This window comes from Saccharothrix sp. CCNWYY140 (assembly GCF_037401995.1).
In the GTDB taxonomy this organism is placed as follows: Bacteria; Actinomycetota; Actinomycetes; order Mycobacteriales; family Pseudonocardiaceae; genus Actinosynnema.
In genome coordinates this window covers 10,584-27,923 of sequence record NZ_JBBEGC010000098.1, presented here as the reverse complement: position 1 = coordinate 27,923, position 17,340 = coordinate 10,584, and the positions used below count along the sequence as shown (strand labels likewise).

The 17,340-nt window shown below is 69.1% G+C and carries 16 protein-coding genes; 14 read left to right on the top strand and 2 right to left on the bottom strand.

What is annotated here, in order from left to right; all coding sequences use genetic code 11:
- Window positions 1-194 precede the first annotated feature (194 nt).
- Genes WBN91_RS30280 through WBN91_RS30270 form a run of 3 tightly spaced genes read left to right on the top strand, consistent with a single transcriptional unit; the run spans window position 195 to window position 3,010 of the window.
- On the top strand, window positions 195-917 hold the full coding sequence (locus tag WBN91_RS30280) for a response regulator transcription factor (protein ID WP_337728660.1): 723 nt from the start codon (window positions 195-197) through the stop codon (window positions 915-917).
- A complete protein-coding gene (locus WBN91_RS30275) occupies window positions 914-2,182 on the top strand; it encodes a sensor histidine kinase (protein ID WP_337728659.1) in 1,269 nt (422 codons plus the stop codon). The genes WBN91_RS30280 and WBN91_RS30275 overlap by 4 nt, the downstream gene beginning before the upstream one ends.
- 15 nt (window positions 2,183-2,197) lie before the next feature.
- Entirely contained in the window at window positions 2,198-3,010 is an 813-nt protein-coding gene (locus tag WBN91_RS30270; protein ID WP_337728658.1) for an NUDIX domain-containing protein, read from the top strand.
- A 5-nt stretch (window positions 3,011-3,015) separates the two neighbouring features.
- Here WBN91_RS30270 and trpS read toward each other — a convergent pair whose 3' ends face one another.
- Entirely contained in the window at window positions 3,016-3,981 is a 966-nt protein-coding gene (gene trpS, locus WBN91_RS30265; RefSeq protein ID WP_337728657.1) for a tryptophan--tRNA ligase, read from the bottom strand.
- Between the two features lie 197 nt (window positions 3,982-4,178).
- Here trpS and WBN91_RS30260 point away from each other — a divergent pair, with 197 nt between their 5' ends.
- Window positions 4,179-4,478, top strand: a complete 300-nt coding sequence (locus WBN91_RS30260) for a YciI family protein (protein WP_337728656.1) — start codon at window positions 4,179-4,181, stop codon at window positions 4,476-4,478.
- Window positions 4,479-4,523: 45 nt separating this feature from the next.
- On the opposite strand, the gene WBN91_RS30255 is transcribed toward WBN91_RS30260, so the two are convergent.
- The gene (locus WBN91_RS30255) at window positions 4,524-4,685 is read right to left on the bottom strand and encodes a hypothetical protein (RefSeq protein ID WP_337728655.1); all 162 of its coding nucleotides are present in this window, start codon (window positions 4,683-4,685) and stop codon (window positions 4,524-4,526) included.
- A 147-nt stretch (window positions 4,686-4,832) separates the two neighbouring features.
- Between WBN91_RS30255 and typA the strand changes: the two genes are divergently transcribed.
- The 10 genes from typA to WBN91_RS30205 all read left to right on the top strand — a co-directional run bounded on the left by typA (window position 4,833) and on the right by WBN91_RS30205 (window position 17,190).
- A complete protein-coding gene (gene typA / locus WBN91_RS30250) occupies window positions 4,833-6,737 on the top strand; it encodes a translational GTPase TypA (RefSeq protein WP_337728654.1) in 1,905 nt (634 codons plus the stop codon).
- Window positions 6,738-6,875: 138 nt separating this feature from the next.
- On the top strand, window positions 6,876-8,564 hold the full coding sequence (locus tag WBN91_RS30245) for an ABC transporter family substrate-binding protein (protein WP_337728653.1): 1,689 nt from the start codon (window positions 6,876-6,878) through the stop codon (window positions 8,562-8,564).
- A 303-nt stretch (window positions 8,565-8,867) separates the two neighbouring features.
- Window positions 8,868-10,691 (top strand): ABC transporter family substrate-binding protein, encoded by a 1,824-nt coding sequence (locus tag WBN91_RS30240; protein WP_337728652.1) that lies wholly within the window; start codon window positions 8,868-8,870, stop codon window positions 10,689-10,691.
- 156 nt (window positions 10,692-10,847) lie between these two features.
- Window positions 10,848-11,846 (top strand): ABC transporter permease, encoded by a 999-nt coding sequence (locus WBN91_RS30235; RefSeq protein ID WP_337728651.1) that lies wholly within the window; start codon window positions 10,848-10,850, stop codon window positions 11,844-11,846.
- Window positions 11,839-12,792, top strand: coding sequence for an ABC transporter permease (locus WBN91_RS30230; RefSeq protein WP_337728650.1), 954 nt, complete (start codon window positions 11,839-11,841; stop codon window positions 12,790-12,792). The genes WBN91_RS30235 and WBN91_RS30230 overlap by 8 nt, the downstream gene beginning before the upstream one ends.
- Entirely contained in the window at window positions 12,789-13,967 is a 1,179-nt protein-coding gene (locus WBN91_RS30225) for an ABC transporter ATP-binding protein (protein ID WP_337728649.1), read from the top strand. The genes WBN91_RS30230 and WBN91_RS30225 overlap by 4 nt, the downstream gene beginning before the upstream one ends.
- On the top strand, window positions 13,964-15,028 hold the full coding sequence (locus WBN91_RS30220) for an ABC transporter ATP-binding protein (protein ID WP_337728648.1): 1,065 nt from the start codon (window positions 13,964-13,966) through the stop codon (window positions 15,026-15,028). Before WBN91_RS30225 ends, WBN91_RS30220 begins: the two co-directional genes overlap by 4 nt.
- Window positions 15,029-15,099: 71 nt before the next feature.
- Window positions 15,100-15,951, top strand: a complete 852-nt coding sequence (mshB, locus tag WBN91_RS30215) for an N-acetyl-1-D-myo-inositol-2-amino-2-deoxy-alpha-D-glucopyranoside deacetylase (RefSeq protein ID WP_337728843.1) — start codon at window positions 15,100-15,102, stop codon at window positions 15,949-15,951.
- A 71-nt stretch (window positions 15,952-16,022) separates the two neighbouring features.
- Window positions 16,023-16,409, top strand: coding sequence for a hypothetical protein (locus tag WBN91_RS30210; protein ID WP_337728842.1), 387 nt, complete (start codon window positions 16,023-16,025; stop codon window positions 16,407-16,409).
- Between the two features lie 136 nt (window positions 16,410-16,545).
- Complete coding sequence (locus tag WBN91_RS30205) at window positions 16,546-17,190, top strand: hypothetical protein (RefSeq protein ID WP_337728844.1); 645 nt, start codon at window positions 16,546-16,548, stop codon at window positions 17,188-17,190.
- Window positions 17,191-17,340: the final 150 nt, after the last annotated feature.

The window sequence follows — 17,340 nt, the reverse complement described above, 5'->3', positions numbered from 1 at the left end:
TTCGGGCAGGCCATACGGGGATGACACAAGCAAGAAGCCCAGGTAGAGGTGTGCCGTGCGGCAGCTTCGTGAAAAGCCTGGCGCGTGCGGTCGGGTGGGGGGCGGGTGGCACTCCGGGTGGTGTTGGGGTGTCTGCTGAGAGTGGACTGAGGAACGGGCGACGGGTGGGGGTGGTAGGGGGCATTCTGTGGGGCGTGAGGCCACGGGTGCTGGTTGTTGACGACGAGGTGGGCGTTCGGCGTGCGTTGGAGCGTGGGTTGGCTGCCGAGGGCATGGAGGTGGTCACTGCCGCCGACGGGCCGAACGCGTTGCGCGTGGCGTTGACCGGGGCCTTCGATGTTGTGTTGCTCGACATCATGCTGCCGGGGCTCAGTGGGTACCGGGTGTTGCAGCGGATGCGGGCCGAAGGGGTGCGGACGCCTGTGTTGATGGTGTCGGCCAAGGACGGGGAGGTCGACCAGGCCGACGGGCTCGACCTCGGGGCCGACGGGTACCTGGTCAAGCCGTTCAGCTTCGTGGTGCTGGTGGCGCAGGTCCGTGCCTTGTTGCGGCGGAATCGGGCCGATCTCGCACGGCGCAAGTTGAAGTTGGGGGAGTTGGTGGTGGACCGGGCCGTGCGGGAGGTGTCGTGGGCCGGGGAGCCGGTCAACCTCTCGCCGCGGGAGTACGCCGTGCTCGATGTCCTGGCCAGTCGGGCTGGGTCGGTTGTCACCAAGGACGAACTGCTGCGCACGGTGTGGGGGGACGAGCAAGCGGCTACGCGGAACGCGGTCGAGGTGTACGTCGGCTACCTGCGGCGCAAGCTTGACGCTATGGGTGCCGGGGAAGTCGTGCGGACAGTGCGTGGGCACGGGTACCTCGCGTCCACGCCCGATCTGGACGCGGCGCTGGACTCGGCCGCCGCTCGGCGCAGGTGAACCCGCGCCGCTGGTGGCTGCGGCGGACGCTGCGCTTCCGCATCACCGTTGTGGCCACCGGGGTGGCGTTGCTCGGGTTGCTCGCGTTGACCCTGTTGGCGCCGAGTCTGATCGGCATGGTGCAGATCAGCGCCGTGGACAACGAGCTGGAACGGGCCTCCGCCGTGCGCGTGCTGGACACCGCGGGCAACCCGTTGGACGGCGGACCCAAGCCCGACCTCACGCCGCAGGACATCCGGCAGCTCCGGTCGGGGGAGAAGGTGCTGCGCATCGAGGGTGACAGCGCACACCGGTGGATCGGTCGGGTCGTGTTCGCCGCTGACGGCACGCCTCAGCTGCACGTCGCCGGGGACACGTTGGTCGGCTACCGCGAGGCCAACGAGCTGGGCACGAAGTGGCTGGCCGGTGCGGCGGTGCTGGTTGCCGGGCTGGTCGGGATCGCCACGTGGCTCGCCGTCCGCTCGTCGCTGCGGCCGGTGGAGCGGATGCGGGTGGCAGCCGGGCAGTTGCCGCGGGGGCAGCGGTTGCCGGTGCCGGCGGCGCGGGACGAGTTGCAGGCGTTGGCCGAGGCGTTGAACGCCCTGCTCGCCCGGCGGGACGAGGCCACCGAGCGGCTGCGCCGGTTCACCGGGGACGCCGCGCACGAGCTCCGGTCGCCGGTGACGTCGGTGCGCGCCCAGGCCGAGGTCGCCGTCGCGCACCCGGACCCGGACTTCTCCATCGAGGTCCTGGAGTCGGTCGTCGAGGAGTCGGAGCGGCTGTCCAACCTGGTCGACGCGCTGCTCCTGCTGGCCCGCGCGGACACCGGCGAGATGCCTCGCGCCGAGCCGGTGGACCTGGTGCTCCAGTCGCAGTACGCGGCCGAGCGGCTCAACCCCGAGGACCTGCTGCTGTCCATCCACGCCCCGATGAGCGCGTGCCTGATCTCCGCCGCCCGCACCGAGGTCGAGCTGGTGCTGGACAACCTGCTGCGCAACGCCGCCCGGCACGCGCGGTCGTTCATCCGGATCTCGGTGCTGCCGGCGGCGCGGGAGGTGCGGCTGCTGGTGGACGACGACGGCCACGGCATCCCGCCCGAGCACCGGGAGAAGGTGTTCGACCGGTTCTACCGGGTCGAATCCGACCGGGGCCGGGCGACCGGCGGGTTCGGGCTGGGCCTGGCGCTGGTGGCGCACCTGGTGACCCGGCGGCGCGGGACGGTTCGGGCCTCCGAGTCGCCGGAGGGCGGGGCGCGGCTGGAGGTGCGCTGGCCGGAGTACCGGTGATGGCAGGATCGTGGTGTGCCCGAGCTGCGCGCGACGACGCTGGTGGACGCCCCGCTGCGGACCGTGGCGGCGGCACTGCTGGACGCCCGGCTGCTGGCCCGGTCGATCCGCGGCCTGGGCGGGCGGCTCACCGGCGGGCCGGTGCTGCACGCCGGGCTGGAGCTGACCGGGTCGGTGGGTCCGGTGGCCGGGACGCTGCTGGTGACCCGCGCGGACACGACCGGGGTGTCGGCGGAGCTGGTGGGCGGGCCGCTGCCGCGGTTCGTGCTGCTCACGGACCTGCTGCACACCGGCGGCGGGACGATGGTCGTGGACTCCGTCGAGTGGACCAGCCCCGGTGGGCCGCTGGGCCGGTTCGCCGACGTGATCGTCGGGCGCGGGTTGGCGCTGCGGGTGCTGGAGGCGCGGGCCGCCGCGGTGGCCGAGCGCAGTCGTGAACTGCTGTCCGCCCGGGTGGTCGTGGGCGCGGCGATCGTGCGGGACGGGTTGTTGTTGGCGCAGCAGCGGTCCTACCCGGCGGAGGCGGCCGGGAAGTGGGAGCTGCCGGGTGGCCGGGTCGAGGCCGGGGAGTCCGACGCGGACGCGGTGGTGCGGGAGTGCGCGGAGGAGTTGGGGGTGACCGTGGTGGCGGGTGACCAGGTCGGCCCGGACGTGCCGCTGCGGCGGGACCTGCTGCTGCGGATCTACCGGGCCGACCTGGTGTCGGGCGAGCCCGAGGCCCACGACCACCGGGACGTGCGGTGGGTGGGCGCGGCCGAGCTGGACGACCTGGACTGGCTGCCCGCGGACCGCGTGCTGCTGCCGGCCCTGCACGACCTGCTCGCCTGACCCCTTCAGCCCAACCCGGACACCCGCAGGGCCGCTTCCAGGCGGTGGGTGGAGCGTTCGCGTGAACGCTCCGCGCCATGTGCCCGGACGCGGTCCAGTTCGGCCGGGTCGTCCAGCAAGGACTGCGTGCGTTCGCGGACCCCGCGCAGTTCCTCCACCACCGCCTCCGCCGTCTGCTCCTTCAGCTCGGCATAACCCGACAGCGACTCCGCCAGCTCCCTCGGGTCCTTGCCGACGCACGCACCCAGGATCTCCAGCAGGTTCGTCACGCCCGGCTGCGTGTCGGGGGCGTACCGCACCTCACCCAGGTCGTCGGTCACCGCGCGCCGGATCTTGCGGCGCACCAGGTCCGGCGGGTCCAGCAGGAACACCGTGCCGGCCGAGTCCGGCGAGGACTTGGCCATCTTGCGCGACGGGTCGGCCAGGTCGCGCACCCGCGCCGCCGACTTCGGGACCACGCCGTGCGGCATGACGAAGACCTCGCCGTATGTGCCGTTGAACCGCCGGGCCAGCACACGGGCCAGTTCCACGTGTTGTGCCTGGTCATCGCCGACGGGCACCTCCCGCGCACCCTGCAAGAGGATGTCCGACGCCATCAGCACCGGGTAGGTGAGCAGGCTCAACCGCACCGACGCCCGACCCTCGGACTTCTCCTTGAACTGGATCATCCGCGCCGCCTCGCCGTACGTGCAGGTGCACTCCAACACCCACGTCAACGCGCCCAACTCCCGCACCAGGTCCGACTGCACGGCCACCGACCTCGGATCGACCCCGGCCGCGATGAGCACCGCGACCTGTTCCCTGGTCAGCGCGCGCAGCCGCGCCGGGTTGTGGGACGTGGTCATGGCGTGCATGTCGCCGATGAAGTACACGTCCTCGTCGGTGCCCTCGGCGGCCCACCGCCGGATCGCGCCCAGGTAGTTGCCCAACTGGACGGGACCTGACGGGGTGATGCCGGACAGCCTGATCATCGGGGTTCCTCTCGAACGGGTGAGCCCGGCGAGGGTGAGTGGCCCCGGACACGACGAAGGCCGCCCTCGACGGGCGGCCTGTGGTCAACGCACAGTGCTAGGGCCGCCGTGTGGCGGGCCACCAGAACGTGTAAAGAGTGCGCATGGACCGATCTTAGCGCGTGTGCGGCGTCACATGCAGGTCTACATTTTGAGCCATGTACATCGTGGTGCTGGAGTACATCAAGCCGCTGGACGAAGTCGACTACGTGCTGCCGGAGCACGTGGACTGGCTGAAGAAGCAGTACGACGCCGGGCTGTTCCTCGCCTCCGGCCGCCAGGTCCCCCGCACGGGCGGCGTGATCATCACCCGCCCGATGCCGCGCGGGAAGCTCGACGCGCTGCTGGCCACGGACCCGTTCGCGGTGCAGAAGCTCGCGCGCTACCAGGTGATCGAGTTCCAGGCCACCCGGACGGCGCCCGAGCTGGCCAAGCTCAACGAAGCCGTCCTGAGCTGACGGCGGTCCACCCCGGGCCACCCGGACCGACCGGGCGGCGGACCCTCACGCGGCCTTCTTCGCCGCCTTCTCGGCCTTCTTCGCCTTCTTGAGCGCCTTCTTGCGCTCCTTGAGCATCACGGTCACCGGGCACCTCTTGCAGCGCGGGTCGGACCGGCAGCACTTCTTCTTCACCTTGATCTTGCCCACGCGTTGCCTCACACTCATCGGGGTGTCCCCAGAGTAGGTGAGGCTCACTTCACCCTGCGCGCGTGTGTGGTAATGGCGACCCGACCGGTAGGCTGTCCGGAGGCTGCGCGCGTTTTCCATGTCATGGCGCCTGCCCATCCTCGATGTCAGCTCTAGGAGTTCCGCGTGCCCACGGCCACCGCGTCGATCAAGGAAACGCTGGTCCGCAACGACCTGCGCAACGTCGCGATCGTCGCGCACGTTGACCACGGCAAGACCACCCTGGTCGACGCCATGCTCCGCCAGTCCGGGGCCTTCTCGGAACGAGCCGAACTCGTGGACCGGGTCATGGACTCGGGCGAGCTGGAGCGCGAGAAGGGCATCACCATCCTCGCCAAGAACACGGCGGTGCGGCGGCACACGCCCGACGGCGTGGTCACCATCAACGTCGTCGACACCCCCGGCCACGCCGACTTCGGCGGCGAGGTCGAGCGCGGCCTGTCGATGGTCGACGGCGTCGTGCTGCTGGTGGACGCCTCCGAGGGTCCGCTGCCGCAGACCCGGTTCGTGCTGCGCAAGACGCTGGCGGCGGGCCTGCCGGTGATCCTCGTGGTCAACAAGGTCGACCGCCCCGACGCCCGGATCTCCGAGGTCGTCGAGGAAGCCCACGACCTGCTGCTGGACCTGGCCACCGAGGTCGGCGCGGACGACTCCGTGCTGGACCTGCCGGTCGTCTACGCCTCCGCCCGCGCCGGCCGCGCGTCGCTGAACCAGCCCGAGGACGGCGGCCTGCCCGACGAGGAGAACCTCGACTCGCTGTTCGAGGTCCTGCTCACCCACATCCCCGCGCCCACCGGCGACGCCGACGCCCCGCTGCGCGCGCTGGTCACCAACCTCGACGCGTCCACGTTCCTGGGCCGCATCGCGCTGTGCCGCATCGCCGCCGGCCGCATCCGCAAGGGCGAGACGGTGTCGTGGTGCCGCGAGGACGGCTCGGTGCAGAAGGTGAAGATCACCGAGCTGCTGATCACCGAGGCGCTGGAGCGGGTCCCGGCCGAGGAGGCGCGCGCGGGTGACCTGGTCGCCATCGCGGGCATCCCGGACATCACCATCGGCGACACGCTGGCCGACGTGGACAACCCGGAGCCGCTGCCCCGGATCACCGTCGACGAGCCCGCGATCTCGATGACCATCGGCGTCAACACCTCGCCGCTGGCCGGCCGCAACGGCGGCACCAAGCTGACCGCCCGCCTGCTCAAGTCCCGCCTGGACTCCGAGCTGGTCGGCAACGTGTCGGTGCGGGTGCTGCCCACCGAGCGCCCGGACACCTGGGAGGTGCAGGGCCGCGGCGAGCTGGCGCTGGCCATCCTGGTCGAGCAGATGCGCCGCGAGGGCTTCGAGCTGACCGTCGGCAAGCCGCAGGTGGTCACCAAGACCGTCGACGGCAAGCTGCACGAGCCCTACGAGCGGCTGACCATCGACGCCCCCGAGGAGCACCTGGGTGCCGTCACCCAGCTGCTGGCCAACCGCAAGGGCCGGATGGAGAACATGGCCGGCCACGGCACCGGCCGGATCAAGCTGGACTACGTCGTGCCCTCGCGCGGCCTGATCGGCTTCCGCACCGAGTTCCTCACCGAGACCCGCGGCACCGGCATCGCCAACGCCGTGTCCGAGGGCTACGGCCCGTGGGCCGGCGAGATCCGGACCCGCCACAACGGCTCCCTGGTCGCCGACCGCGCCGGCTCCATCACCGCGTACGCGATGATCCAGCTGGCCGACCGCGGCACGTTCTTCGTCGAGCCGGGCGCGGACACCTACGAGGGCATGGTCGTGGGCGAGAACCCGCGCGCCGAGGACCTCGACGTGAACGTGTGCCGCGAGAAGAAGCTGACCAACATGCGGTCCTCGACGGCCGACGTGATGGAGACCCTGGCCCGGCCGCGCAAGCTCAGCCTGGAGGAGGCGCTGGAGTTCTGCGCCGCCGACGAGTGCGTGGAGGTCGCGCCGGAGGTCGTGCGCGTCCGCAAGATCATCCTGGACGCCAACCTGCGTGGCCGGGAGCGCAACCGCCAGAAGCTGCGCAACGCCTGAGAGAACAGCAGGTCACAGACGCCCTCGGAGCCCCGCTCCGGGGGCGTCTCGCGTACTGCGCGCAGCGCACACTTATTAATAAGGTGTAACTGCCAGACCTCGAACGTGTGCGGAAGGTGCCCCAGTACCCTCGTCGGCATGAGTCGGTCTGGGGGGACCCGCGTACGCGCGGCCGTCGCTGTGGTCGCGTTGTTCGTGCTGTCCGCGTGCAGCGTGACGCCCCCGCCGCCGCTCGTCCCCTCCACGCCCGGCATGACCGTGGTCCCGAAGGAGAAGGTCAACGAGATCGTCGTCGGCGTGGACGACGTCCGCGGCGGCTACAACCCGCACACCCTCGCCGGCCAGTCCACGGTCACCACCGCGCTCGCCTCCCTCCTCCTGCCGAGCACCTTCCGCACCGCCGCCGACGGCAGCCCGGTCCTGGACCGCTCGCTGTTGTTGTCAGCCGAGGTCACGAAGGCCGAGCCGTACACGGTGACCTACACGATCCGCCGGGACGCCTCCTGGTCGGACAGCGCCCCGATCGCCGCCGAGGACTTCGTGTTCCTGTGGCAGCGGATGCGCGAGGAGCCCGGCGTGGTCAACCCCGCCGGGTACCGGCTGATCTCCGACATCGCCTCCCGCGAGGGCGGCAAGGTCGTCGAGGTCGTGTTCGACCAGCCCTACCCGGGCTGGCGCAGCCTGTTCTCCGACCTGCTGCCCGCCCACCTGCTCAAGGACGCCCCCGGCGGCTGGCAGGCGGCCCTGAGCGACAGCTTCCCGGCCACCGCCGGCCCCTTCGCCGTGCGCACCCTGGACCAGCCGCGCGGCGAGATCATCCTGGAGCGCAACGACCGCTACTGGGAGCAGCCCACGACCCTCGACCGGGTGGTGCTGCGCCGCGCCGGCCAGCACGAGATCGTGGAGGCCCTCAAGACCGGTGACGACCAGGCCGCGCTCATCCGGGCCGACGCGATCGCCCTCAAGGACGTCGAGGACCTCGCCGCGGGCACGCCGCTGACCACCGCCGTCGTGCCGCGGCCGGAGGTCGTCGAGCTGCTGGCCCGCCCGGCCGCGCCGCAGATGGCCGACGTCCGCGTCCGGCAGGCCGTGTTCGGCCTGCTGAACCGCGACGAGCTGATCGCGCTGGGCAGCCGCAACGGCCCGAGCGCCAAGCTGCGCGCCGACGCCCAGGTGCTGCCGCCGAGCAAGCCGGGGTACCAGCCGACCCTCCAGACCGTGCCGACCCCGCCCGCGCAACTGCTGACCGAGGCGGGCTACACCAACCAGAACGGCCAGTGGGTGCGTGACGGCAAACAACTGACGCTCACCATCGCCGCACCCGCCGGGATCGAGCCGTATGTGACCATCGCGAGCCGTGTTCAGCGTCAACTGTCATTGTCCGGAATCGCCGGACGCGTCCTGACAACGCCGCCCAATCAGTTGTTCGGTCGTGATCTCTCGGGCACCGCCACTTCCAACGTCGAGGTGGTCGACATTGCCGTCGTGCCCCGCGTCGACACCGGGGATTCGTCCGCCGCACTCGCTTCCGCATTTGGCTGCCGCACCTCCTCGGCGGAGGGCGGTACACCCATTCCGGGGAATCTGTCCGGTTTCTGCGACCAGGCGGTCCAAGGCCCGATCGACGACGCGCTGACCGGTCGCGCGCTGCTGTCCGACACCCTCGCCAGGGTCGAGCCGCTGCTCTGGCAGCAGGCCGTCTCGATGCCGTTGTTCCAGGTAGCGGACCTGCTGGTGGTCCTTCCGGAGGCCGTGAACGTCACCCCGGGCGCGCCCTTCGCGGGTCCCCTCAGCGGTGCGCCGACGTGGCGGCGGCAAGATCGTTGACCGTTAACTCTTCTCTTTGGCAGAAGAACGACCTACGCTCGGGATGCGGCCGACGGTCGATGTTGACAGTATTCCCGTCGTCCGGTTAACGAACGCTCCCGCCCGGTAACGACGGAGTAGCGTGCTGCTACCAGCGTGTCACCCTTTGGTCACGATCGGCCTGTGGGTCGTGACCCTGCTTGCGGCGGCTTCTTATCGTGCTGCAACGGTGTGTCGGTTCGGGGCGCGTTTGGCACATCACGGTTATGGGTTGAGTTCGGCTCAAACAGTCGCTCCAACCCAGTGCTAGGAGGGCACGTGTCGATGAGGAGATCAAAGGCTGTCTCGGCGCTTGCGCTGTTGACCGGTGCCGCACTCGTGTTGAGTGCGTGTGGTGGCGGCGGCACGAGCGGCGACCAGGGTGGCCAGCAGAACGCCGACCCCGGCAAGATCGGTGGTCAGGACGAGCTGTACAAGCGACCGAAGGTGGACGACATCGGCGAGGTCGCCATCGCCGTCGAAGAGGGCATGGACGACTACCAGAACTACATTGGTGCGTCCAACAGCTTCGCGAACACGATCGCGCTGTCCAACGTGATCCCCTCGCCGTACTTCACCGACTACGTCGACGGCAAGCTCGTGATCAAGGTCGACGGCGACCTGATGGACTCCATCAAGGTCACCTCGAACGACCCCCAGGTCATCGAGTGGAAGGTCCGCAAGGAGGCCGTCTGGCAGGACGGCGAGCAGGTGGACTGCGACGACTTCTACCTGAAGTGGCTGGCCGCGACAAGCAAGGCGACCGTCAAGGGCGACGACGGCAAGGAAGCGTCGATCTGGGACGCGACGCCGACGGGCTACGAGAACATCGAGAAGCTCGAGTGCTCGGACAACGACAAGACGATCACCACGACGTTCTTCAAGGACAAGCCGTACGCGGACTACCGGGGCATCTTCTCCACGCCCGGTAGCGACGGCCTGCTCCCGGCGCACGTCCTGGAGAAGAAGGCCGGCATCGCCGACATCACCAAGATCACGCCGGCGCAGACCGACGAGCAGGTGACCAAGGCGGCCGAGTTCTTCACCAAGGGCTGGCGGGGCTTCGACAAGGAGCTGTCGCTGTCGGCCGGTCCGTACATGATCGAGTCCACGGACCTGAAGAACCTGACCGTGCTGGTCCGCAACCCGAAGTGGTGGGGCAACCCCGGTGGCCCCGCGCGTGTCCTGCTGAAGACGAACACCGACTCCCAGTCGGCGACCCAGCAGCTCCAGAACAAGGAAGTCCAGGTCATCGCGCCGCAGGCCGACCCCGCGGTCGCCCAGCAGCTCCGCGGTGACGGCGCGTTCCAGGTCTTCGCCGCCGGTGGCCAGACCTTCGAGCACGTCGACTTCAACATGGAGCGCGCGCTGTTCAAGCAGAACAAGGAACTGCGCCTGGCCATCGCCCAGTGCTTCGACAACCAGGGCCTGGTCGACAAGCTGATCAAGGACGTGGACCCCAGCGCCAAGCCGCTCGGCTCGCTGACGTTCATGCCGAACGAGGTCGGCTACGAGGACCACTACGGCGACGTCGGCAAGGGTGACGTGGCCGCGGCCAAGAAGACGCTGGAAGACGCCGGTTGGAAGCAGGGCGCCGACGGCATCTACACCAAGGGCGAGTTCCGCGCGTCCTTCAAGCTGGGCCACAAGATCGTCCAGCGCCGCTCCGACACCGTCCGGATCCTCCAGGACAAGTGCCGCCAGGCGGGCATCGAGATCGTCGACGACCAGGCCGACGACTTCAACTCCAAGCGGCTCACCGCGAGCGAGTTCGACGCGGCGCTGTTCGCGTGGGTCGGCCAGCCGCTGAAGGCCGGCGCGTACGGCAACTACGCGTCGAAGGACGCCGGTGGTACGGGTAACTACAACCTGTACTCGAACAAGAAGGTCGACGAGACCTGGAAGGCCGCCAACGGCGAGCTGGACTACCAGAAGCGCATCAAGATGATGAACGACGTCGACAAGCTGATGCGCGACGACCTGCACAGCGTCCCGCTGTTCCAGCTGCCCGACTTCGCCGCGGCGACCGCGGACATCGGCCCGATCGCCTACGTGGGCGTTCAGGGTGGTGTCACGTGGAACCTCTTCGCCTGGCAGAAGAAGAAGTGAGTCGCGCCGCCACGGCGGCTGAGCTCTAGCTAACGAGTCCGACCGGGGGGCCGGTGCCACAAGCGCCGGCCCCCCGGGCGGCGTCCGCGTCCGGTGGGCGGGCTCGACGAGCCGCCGTGACGGTGTTGCCTGCCCTAGGAAGACAAGAGACTTGTCATGTTCCGATACATAATCCGGCGGTTGTTGATCTCGATTCCGCTGTTGATCGCCGCATCCTTCCTCTGCTTCGGCCTGACCACCGCGATGGGCGATCCCCTGGGCGAGTGGAAGCTCCAGAAGCCGCGCACAGAGGCCGAGATCTCCCTCGCCTACGAGCGGACGGGCTACAACAAGCCGTTCCTCGACCGCTACGTCGACTGGGCGGGCGACTTCGTCACCGGCGACTGGGGCGAGACCGTCGTGCCGGGCAACGCGGGCAAGCCGGTCAAGGACGAGCTGTTCAAGGCCTTCACCGTCACCCTCCGTCTCATCATCGCCGCCGAGCTCATCGCCCTGGCCCTCGGTGTGGCCATCGGCGTGATCGGCGCGGTCAAGCAGTACTCCATCTTCGACTACACGGCAACCGGAATAGCGTTCGCCATGTTCTCGATGCCGTTGTTCTGCGTGGCGCTCATCCTCAAGGCGGGCGGCATCCAGTTGAACAACTGGCTGGAGTCCATAGGCCTGGACCGGTGGATCATCACGGCGGGACCGCCGGGCGACGGCTTCAAGGGCAGCTTCGGCGAGCAGATCTTCCAGTACAGCGGCGCGTACATCCTGCCGACCATCTGCCTCGTCGTGATCCAGTTCGCCCTCTACAGCCGGTTCCAGCGCGCCTCCATGCTGGACACCCTCAACGCCGACTACGTGCGCACCGCGCAGGCGAAGGGCGTGTCGCAGGGGCGGGCGATCTTCCGCCACGCGTTCCGCAACGCGCTGATCCCGGTCATCACCGTGTCCTCCCTGAACTTCGGCGCCCAGTTCGGCGGCGCCGTCATCACCGAGACGGTGTTCGGCTGGTCGGGCATGGGCAAGTTCCTCGTGGACGCCGTCGTGAAGCTGGAGCCCTTCCAGGTGCTCGGCTTCATGATGCTCACCGCCATCTTCATCATCGTGTTCAACCTGATCGCGGACATCCTTTACGCGTTCCTGGACCCGAGGATTCGCCTTGACTGAGATCGGTTCCCCCGTGGCGCAGGCCCCTGCGCCCACCTCGGCCGAGGCGAGTCAGTTCGACACGACCGCGGCCCGCAAGCAGTGGCAGGTCATCCTGCGCCGCTTCCTGCGGCACAAGGCGGCCGTCGTCGGGCTCGCCCTGTTCGTCCTGCTCGTGCTCTTCGCCTTCCTGGGCGGCCTGATCTGGAAGTACCCGTTCACGGACCTGGGCTTCCAGCGGTACCTGCCGCCCAGCGCGGACCACCCGTTCGGCACCGACCGGCTCGGCGCCGACATGGTCGCGCTGATCATCCGCGGCACGCAGTTCTCCATCCAGATCGCGCTGGTCGTGGCGCTGGTGTCCACCGTGATCGGCGTCGTGCTCGGCGCGCTCGCGGGCTACCTGCGCGGCTGGGTCGACAGCGTGATCAGCCGGTTCATCGACCTGCTGCTGGTGATCCCGAGCATCGTCATCGCGGCGGTGCTGGTGCGCAACAGCTTCGTGCTGTCGGTGGCCGGCGGCAGCAACAGCAACTGGCTCGTCGTGGCCCTCTACCTGGGCCTGATCGGCTGGCTGTCCATCGCCCGCGTCATCCGCGGCATGGTGCTGTCGCTGCGCGAGAAGGAGTTCATCGAGGCCGCCCGCGCGCTCGGCGCGTCGACCTTCCGGATCATCTTCAAGCACATCCTGCCCAACACGGTCGACGTGATCATCGTCAACGCGACGCTGGCCATCGCGCAGGCGGTGCTGCTGGAGGCCGCGCTGTCGTTCATCGGCCTGGGCGTCCAGTCGCCGGACACGTCGCTGGGCCTGATGATCAGCCTGAACAAGAACGAGTTGACGCTGCACCCGTGGCTGTTCTTCATCCCGTTCGTGTTCATCGTGCTGATCTCGCTGTCGGTGAACTTCATGGGTGACGGTCTCCGGGACGCGTTCGACCCGCGCCAGAAGCGGGTGAAGGCATGAGTGAGTTGGACGTGATGAACGAACCCGAGCCCGTGATCCAGGGTGCGGGCGGCGACAAGCTGCTCAAGGTCGAGAACCTGTCGGTGGACTTCCCGACCGACGACGGCGTCGTGCACGCCGTGCGGGACGTGTCGTTCAGCCTCGGCTCCGGCGAGGTGCTGGGCGTCGTCGGCGAGTCCGGCTCCGGCAAGTCGGTGTCGTCGATGGCGATCATGGGCCTGCTGCCCAAGACCGCGCAGATCGGCGGCTCGATCAAGTTCAAGGGCAAGGAACTCGTCGGGCTGAGCTACAAGCAGATGCAGCCCGTGCGCGGCAACGGCGTCGCGATGATCTTCCAGGACCCGATGACGTCGCTGAACCCGGTCTACACCGTGGGCTGGCAGCTGGCCGAGGCGTACCTGGCGCACCACGACGTGTCGAAGAAGGCCGCCTGGGCCAAGGCCGTCGAGGCGCTGGAACTGGTCGGCATCCCGCAGCCCGACCGCCGCGCGGCGCAGTACCCGCACGAGTTCTCCGGCGGCATGCGGCAGCGCGCGATGATCGCGATGGCGATCATCAACGACCCGGACGTGATCATCGCGGACGAGCCGACCACCGCGCTGGACGTGACCGTGCAGGCGCAGATCCTGGACACGCTGCTGCGCATCCGGGACGAGACGAGCGCGGGCATCGTGATCATCACCCACGACCTCGGCGTCGTGGCGGGCATGGTCGACCGCGTCCAGGTCATGTACGGCGGCACCGTCGTCGAGCAGGGCACCGTGGACGAGGTCTTCGAAGCCCAGCGGATGCCCTACACCGTCGGTCTGCTCGGGTCGATCCCGAACCCGAACATGCTGGGCAAGCGGCTCACGCCGATCAAGGGCGCGCCGCCCTCGCTGATGAACCTGCCGCAGGGCTGCTCGTTCTCCCCGCGGTGCCCGCTCGTCGTCGACGAGTGCCGCGAGTCCGAGCCCCAGTTGCTGGAGACCGACCGGCTCGGCCACTTCGCGCGCTGCCACCGCTCCGCGCACCTGGCCACCATCGAGAACCCGCAGCGGCTGTTCGCGCACGAGGAGATCGGCGTGGTCGAGAACCCCGCCTCGCTCACGATGGCCAACCCGGACATGCCCGTCGCCGAGGACCTCGACGACGTGGAGGCGCGGTTGCAGGAAGAGGAGAAGCCCACGTCATGACCACTTCGACTGACGTGAACCCGCAGGCGGGCGGCGCCGTGTCGGGTGGCCGGCCGGGCGAGACCCCCTTGTTGCAGGTCACGGACCTGGTGAAGTCCTTCCCCGTGCGCGGCGGCGGCATCATCCCGCGCACGGTCGGGCAGGTCCAGGCCGTGTCCGGCGTGAGCTTCGACCTGTACCCGGGCGAGACGCTCGGCCTGGTCGGCGAATCCGGCTGCGGCAAGTCCACGACCGGCCGCGCGATCCTCCAGCTGCACAAGCCCACCTCGGGCTCGGTGAAGTTCGAGGGCCGCGAGCTGACCACGCTCGGCGGCAAGGCGCTGCGCGGCGTCCGCAAGGACATGCAGATCGTGTTCCAGGACCCGTACGCCTCGCTCAACCCGCGCTGGCAGATCAACGAGCTGATCTCCGAGCCGTTCAAGATCCACGGCATCGAGGGCGGCCAGAGCATCCAGCGCCGGGTCAACGAGCTGATGGAACTCGTCGGCCTCAACCCGGAGCACCGCAACCGGTACGCCCACGAGTTCTCCGGCGGCCAGCGGCAGCGCATCGGCATCGCCCGCGCGCTGGCGCTCAACCCGAAGCTCATCGTGCTCGACGAGCCGGTGTCGGCGCTGGACGTGTCCGTCCAGGCCGGCGTGGTGAACCTGCTGGAGGAACTCCAGGAGCGGCTGGGCCTGGCGTACCTGTTCGTGGCGCACGACCTGTCGGTCGTCCGGCACATCTCCGACCGGGTCGCCGTGATGTACCTCGGCAAGATCATCGAGCTCGGTGAGCGCGAGGAGATCTACGCCCGGCCGATGCACCCGTACACGCAGGCCCTGCTGTCGGCGGTGCCGGTGCCGGACCCGAAGTTGGAGCGCCAGCGCCAGCGGATCGTCCTCACCGGTGACGTGCCGTCGCCGGTGAACCCGCCCTCGGGCTGCCGGTTCCGCACCCGCTGCTGGAAGGCGCAGGACATCTGCGCCGTCGAGGAGCCCAAGCTGGAACTGCGCGGCGGTCCCGACGGCACCCTCTCGGCGTGCCACTTCGCCGAGGTCAAGCAAGTCGCCGTGGGCTGACCCCTGGTGCTGACCGCTTTGTCGGGGCCGCCGGTTTCCGGCGGCCCCGACGCTGTCTCTACGCTGATCCGGTGACGCTGACTGCTCCACCACGGTTGCTGCTGGTACACGCACACCCTGACGACGAGAGCCTGTGGACGGGCGGCACCATCGCCCGGTACGCGGCGAGCGGCGTGCACGTCACCGTGGTCACCTGCACCCTCGGCGAAGAGGGCGAGATCATCCCGCCCGCACTGCGCGAACTGGCCGCCGACGCGGCCGACCAACTCGGCGGCTACCGGGTGGCCGAACTGAGATCCGCGTGCGCGGCCCTCGGCGTGACCGACCACCGTTTCCTCGGTGGCATCGGCCGCTGGCGCGACTCGGGCATGGCGGGCGTCCCGGCCAACGACCACCCCCGTGCGTTCATCCGGGGTTCGCTGGACGAGCAGGCCGAGGAACTGGCCGCGATCATCGCGTCGGTGAAGCCGCAGGTCGTCGTGACTTATGACGAGAACGGCGGGTACGGGCACCCCGATCACATCCGGGCTCACGAGATCACGATGGCGGCGGCGGGTGCTGTTGCGGATGGTGGTTCGGATGTCGAGCGGGTTTTCTACGCCGTGACTTCTCGGGATGCCACGGCGGCTGGGGTTGCGGCTTTGGGGGAGGTGGCTGAGCTGCCTTGGCGGTTGCCTGCGGAGGGGGAGTTGCCGGTGACTGATGACTCGGCGATCACCACCGTGGTTGACGTGTCGGAGCACCTGGTGGCGAAGATGCGTGCTTTGCGCGCACACTCCACGCAGGTCAGCGTGTTGCCGGATGGGTCGGCGTATGCCTTGTCCAACGGGATTGCTCAGCCTGTGGTGCAGGCCGAGTACTACGTGTTGGCGCGGGGGTCGGCGGTCGGGGCTGAGGAGGACTTGTTCGGAGGGCTCGATTGAGGGCTGGATTGAGGGAGTGGCCGGGTTTGTGGTGAGGGAGCGGTGGGGTTTGCGGTGAGGGAGCGGTTGGGGTGAAAGAGCGGTTGGCGGTTGGGGCGTTCGTCCTACAGGCGTTCGTGCTGGCGGTGTTGGAGCTGTTCTTCCTGCCGTTGCGGTTGGACGGCACCCTGCTGCCCCGGATCGCCGACTACCCGTTCCCCATCGCGGTCGTCGTCGCGATCGTCACGACTCCGTTGCTGGTCCTCGGCGCTGCCGCCTACGCCAGCCGTCCCCTGACCGCCGCCGCGCCGTTGTTGGTGTGGTTGGGGACGTTGTTGGTGTTCGGGGTGTTCGGGCCGGGTGGGGACGCCATGTTGCTCAACGACTGGCGGACGTTGTTGCTGTTCGCCGGGGGGATGCTGCCGAGCGCGGTGGCGGTGGGCGCGTTCATGGGTAGGCAGGCCCGTGCCGGCCATTAGCGATCGGGACATCGTGCGGGCCTTGCGCCCGTTCGTGCGTGCCACTGGTCCGTTGCTGGACACGCTCAGGACGGCCGATTTCGCGCGCCTGCGTGATCGTTCGGTTGAGGACGGGGTTGGGGCGGACCGGCGGACCGTGGATCGGTTGTGGGACCAGCTTGCGCGGGTGAAGGTGCCGGGGACGGCGGCGTGGACGGCGATGGATGTCGCCGCGCGGGATTCGTGGTGGTTGAACCGGGTGGGGCGGTTGGTGTCCTTGCTGGCTGCCTTGCCCGGGGTGGGTGGCGCGTTGGCGGACCGGTTGCCGATCCAGGCCGCGTTGGGGGCGGCGGGGCAGGGGTTGGTGTTGTCGGCCCTGGCGGGCGAGCACGGGTTCGTGTCGGTCGAGGATCGGGTGCGGTTGTTGGCGTTCGTGTTGTTCCAGCGGAACGTGGACGGGCGGGCCGTGGATGCTCGGGCGGAGGAGGACCGCGAGACTGCCGAGTTGACCGGGGAGTTGGCCGGGTCGACTGGTGGGCCGGCGGTTGGGGAGGGGAAGTCTTCGACGTTGCGGTCGATTGGGCGGACCGTGTGGAAGCTCGCCAAGGTGATGTGGGCTTTGGAGGGTGAGTTGGACAAGCGTCCTCAGGGGCGGTTTTACCACCAGGCGTTGGGGATGGTGCCCGTGGTGGGGGTTGTCGGGGATTATTTTGGTGAGCGTTCGGCGATGAAGCGGGTGCGACGGGCCGCTTACGAATGGTTCGCCTCTCAGCCTCCGAGGCCGTCTTCCGGCTCTGACTGATCTTCCCTGCTGGTGCTTTCGCCGCTCACGCGGCTCGCGGTGGCGCTTCGCGCTCTCAAGCTGAACGCGCTGACGCGCTCTCAAGCTGAACGCGCTGACGCGCTCTCAAGCTGAACGCGCTGACGCGCTCTCAAGCTGAACGCGCTGACG

Excerpts from the sequence above, each read along its gene's own strand:
- trpS (WP_337728657.1), bottom strand. The coding sequence starts at position 3,981 with ATGATCAGGCTGTCCGGCATCACCCCGTCAGGTCCCGTCCAGTTGGGC.
- WBN91_RS30260 (WP_337728656.1), top strand. The coding sequence starts at position 4,179 with ATGTACATCGTGGTGCTGGAGTACATCAAGCCGCTGGACGAAGTCGAC.
- WBN91_RS30255 (WP_337728655.1), bottom strand. The coding sequence starts at position 4,685 with ATGAGTGTGAGGCAACGCGTGGGCAAGATCAAGGTGAAGAAGAAGTGC.
- WBN91_RS30245 (WP_337728653.1), top strand. The coding sequence starts at position 6,876 with ATGAGTCGGTCTGGGGGGACCCGCGTACGCGCGGCCGTCGCTGTGGTC.
- WBN91_RS30240 (WP_337728652.1), top strand. The coding sequence starts at position 8,868 with ATGAGGAGATCAAAGGCTGTCTCGGCGCTTGCGCTGTTGACCGGTGCC.
- WBN91_RS30235 (WP_337728651.1), top strand. The coding sequence starts at position 10,848 with ATGTTCCGATACATAATCCGGCGGTTGTTGATCTCGATTCCGCTGTTG.
- WBN91_RS30225 (WP_337728649.1), top strand. The coding sequence starts at position 12,789 with ATGAGTGAGTTGGACGTGATGAACGAACCCGAGCCCGTGATCCAGGGT.
- WBN91_RS30220 (WP_337728648.1), top strand. The coding sequence starts at position 13,964 with ATGACCACTTCGACTGACGTGAACCCGCAGGCGGGCGGCGCCGTGTCG.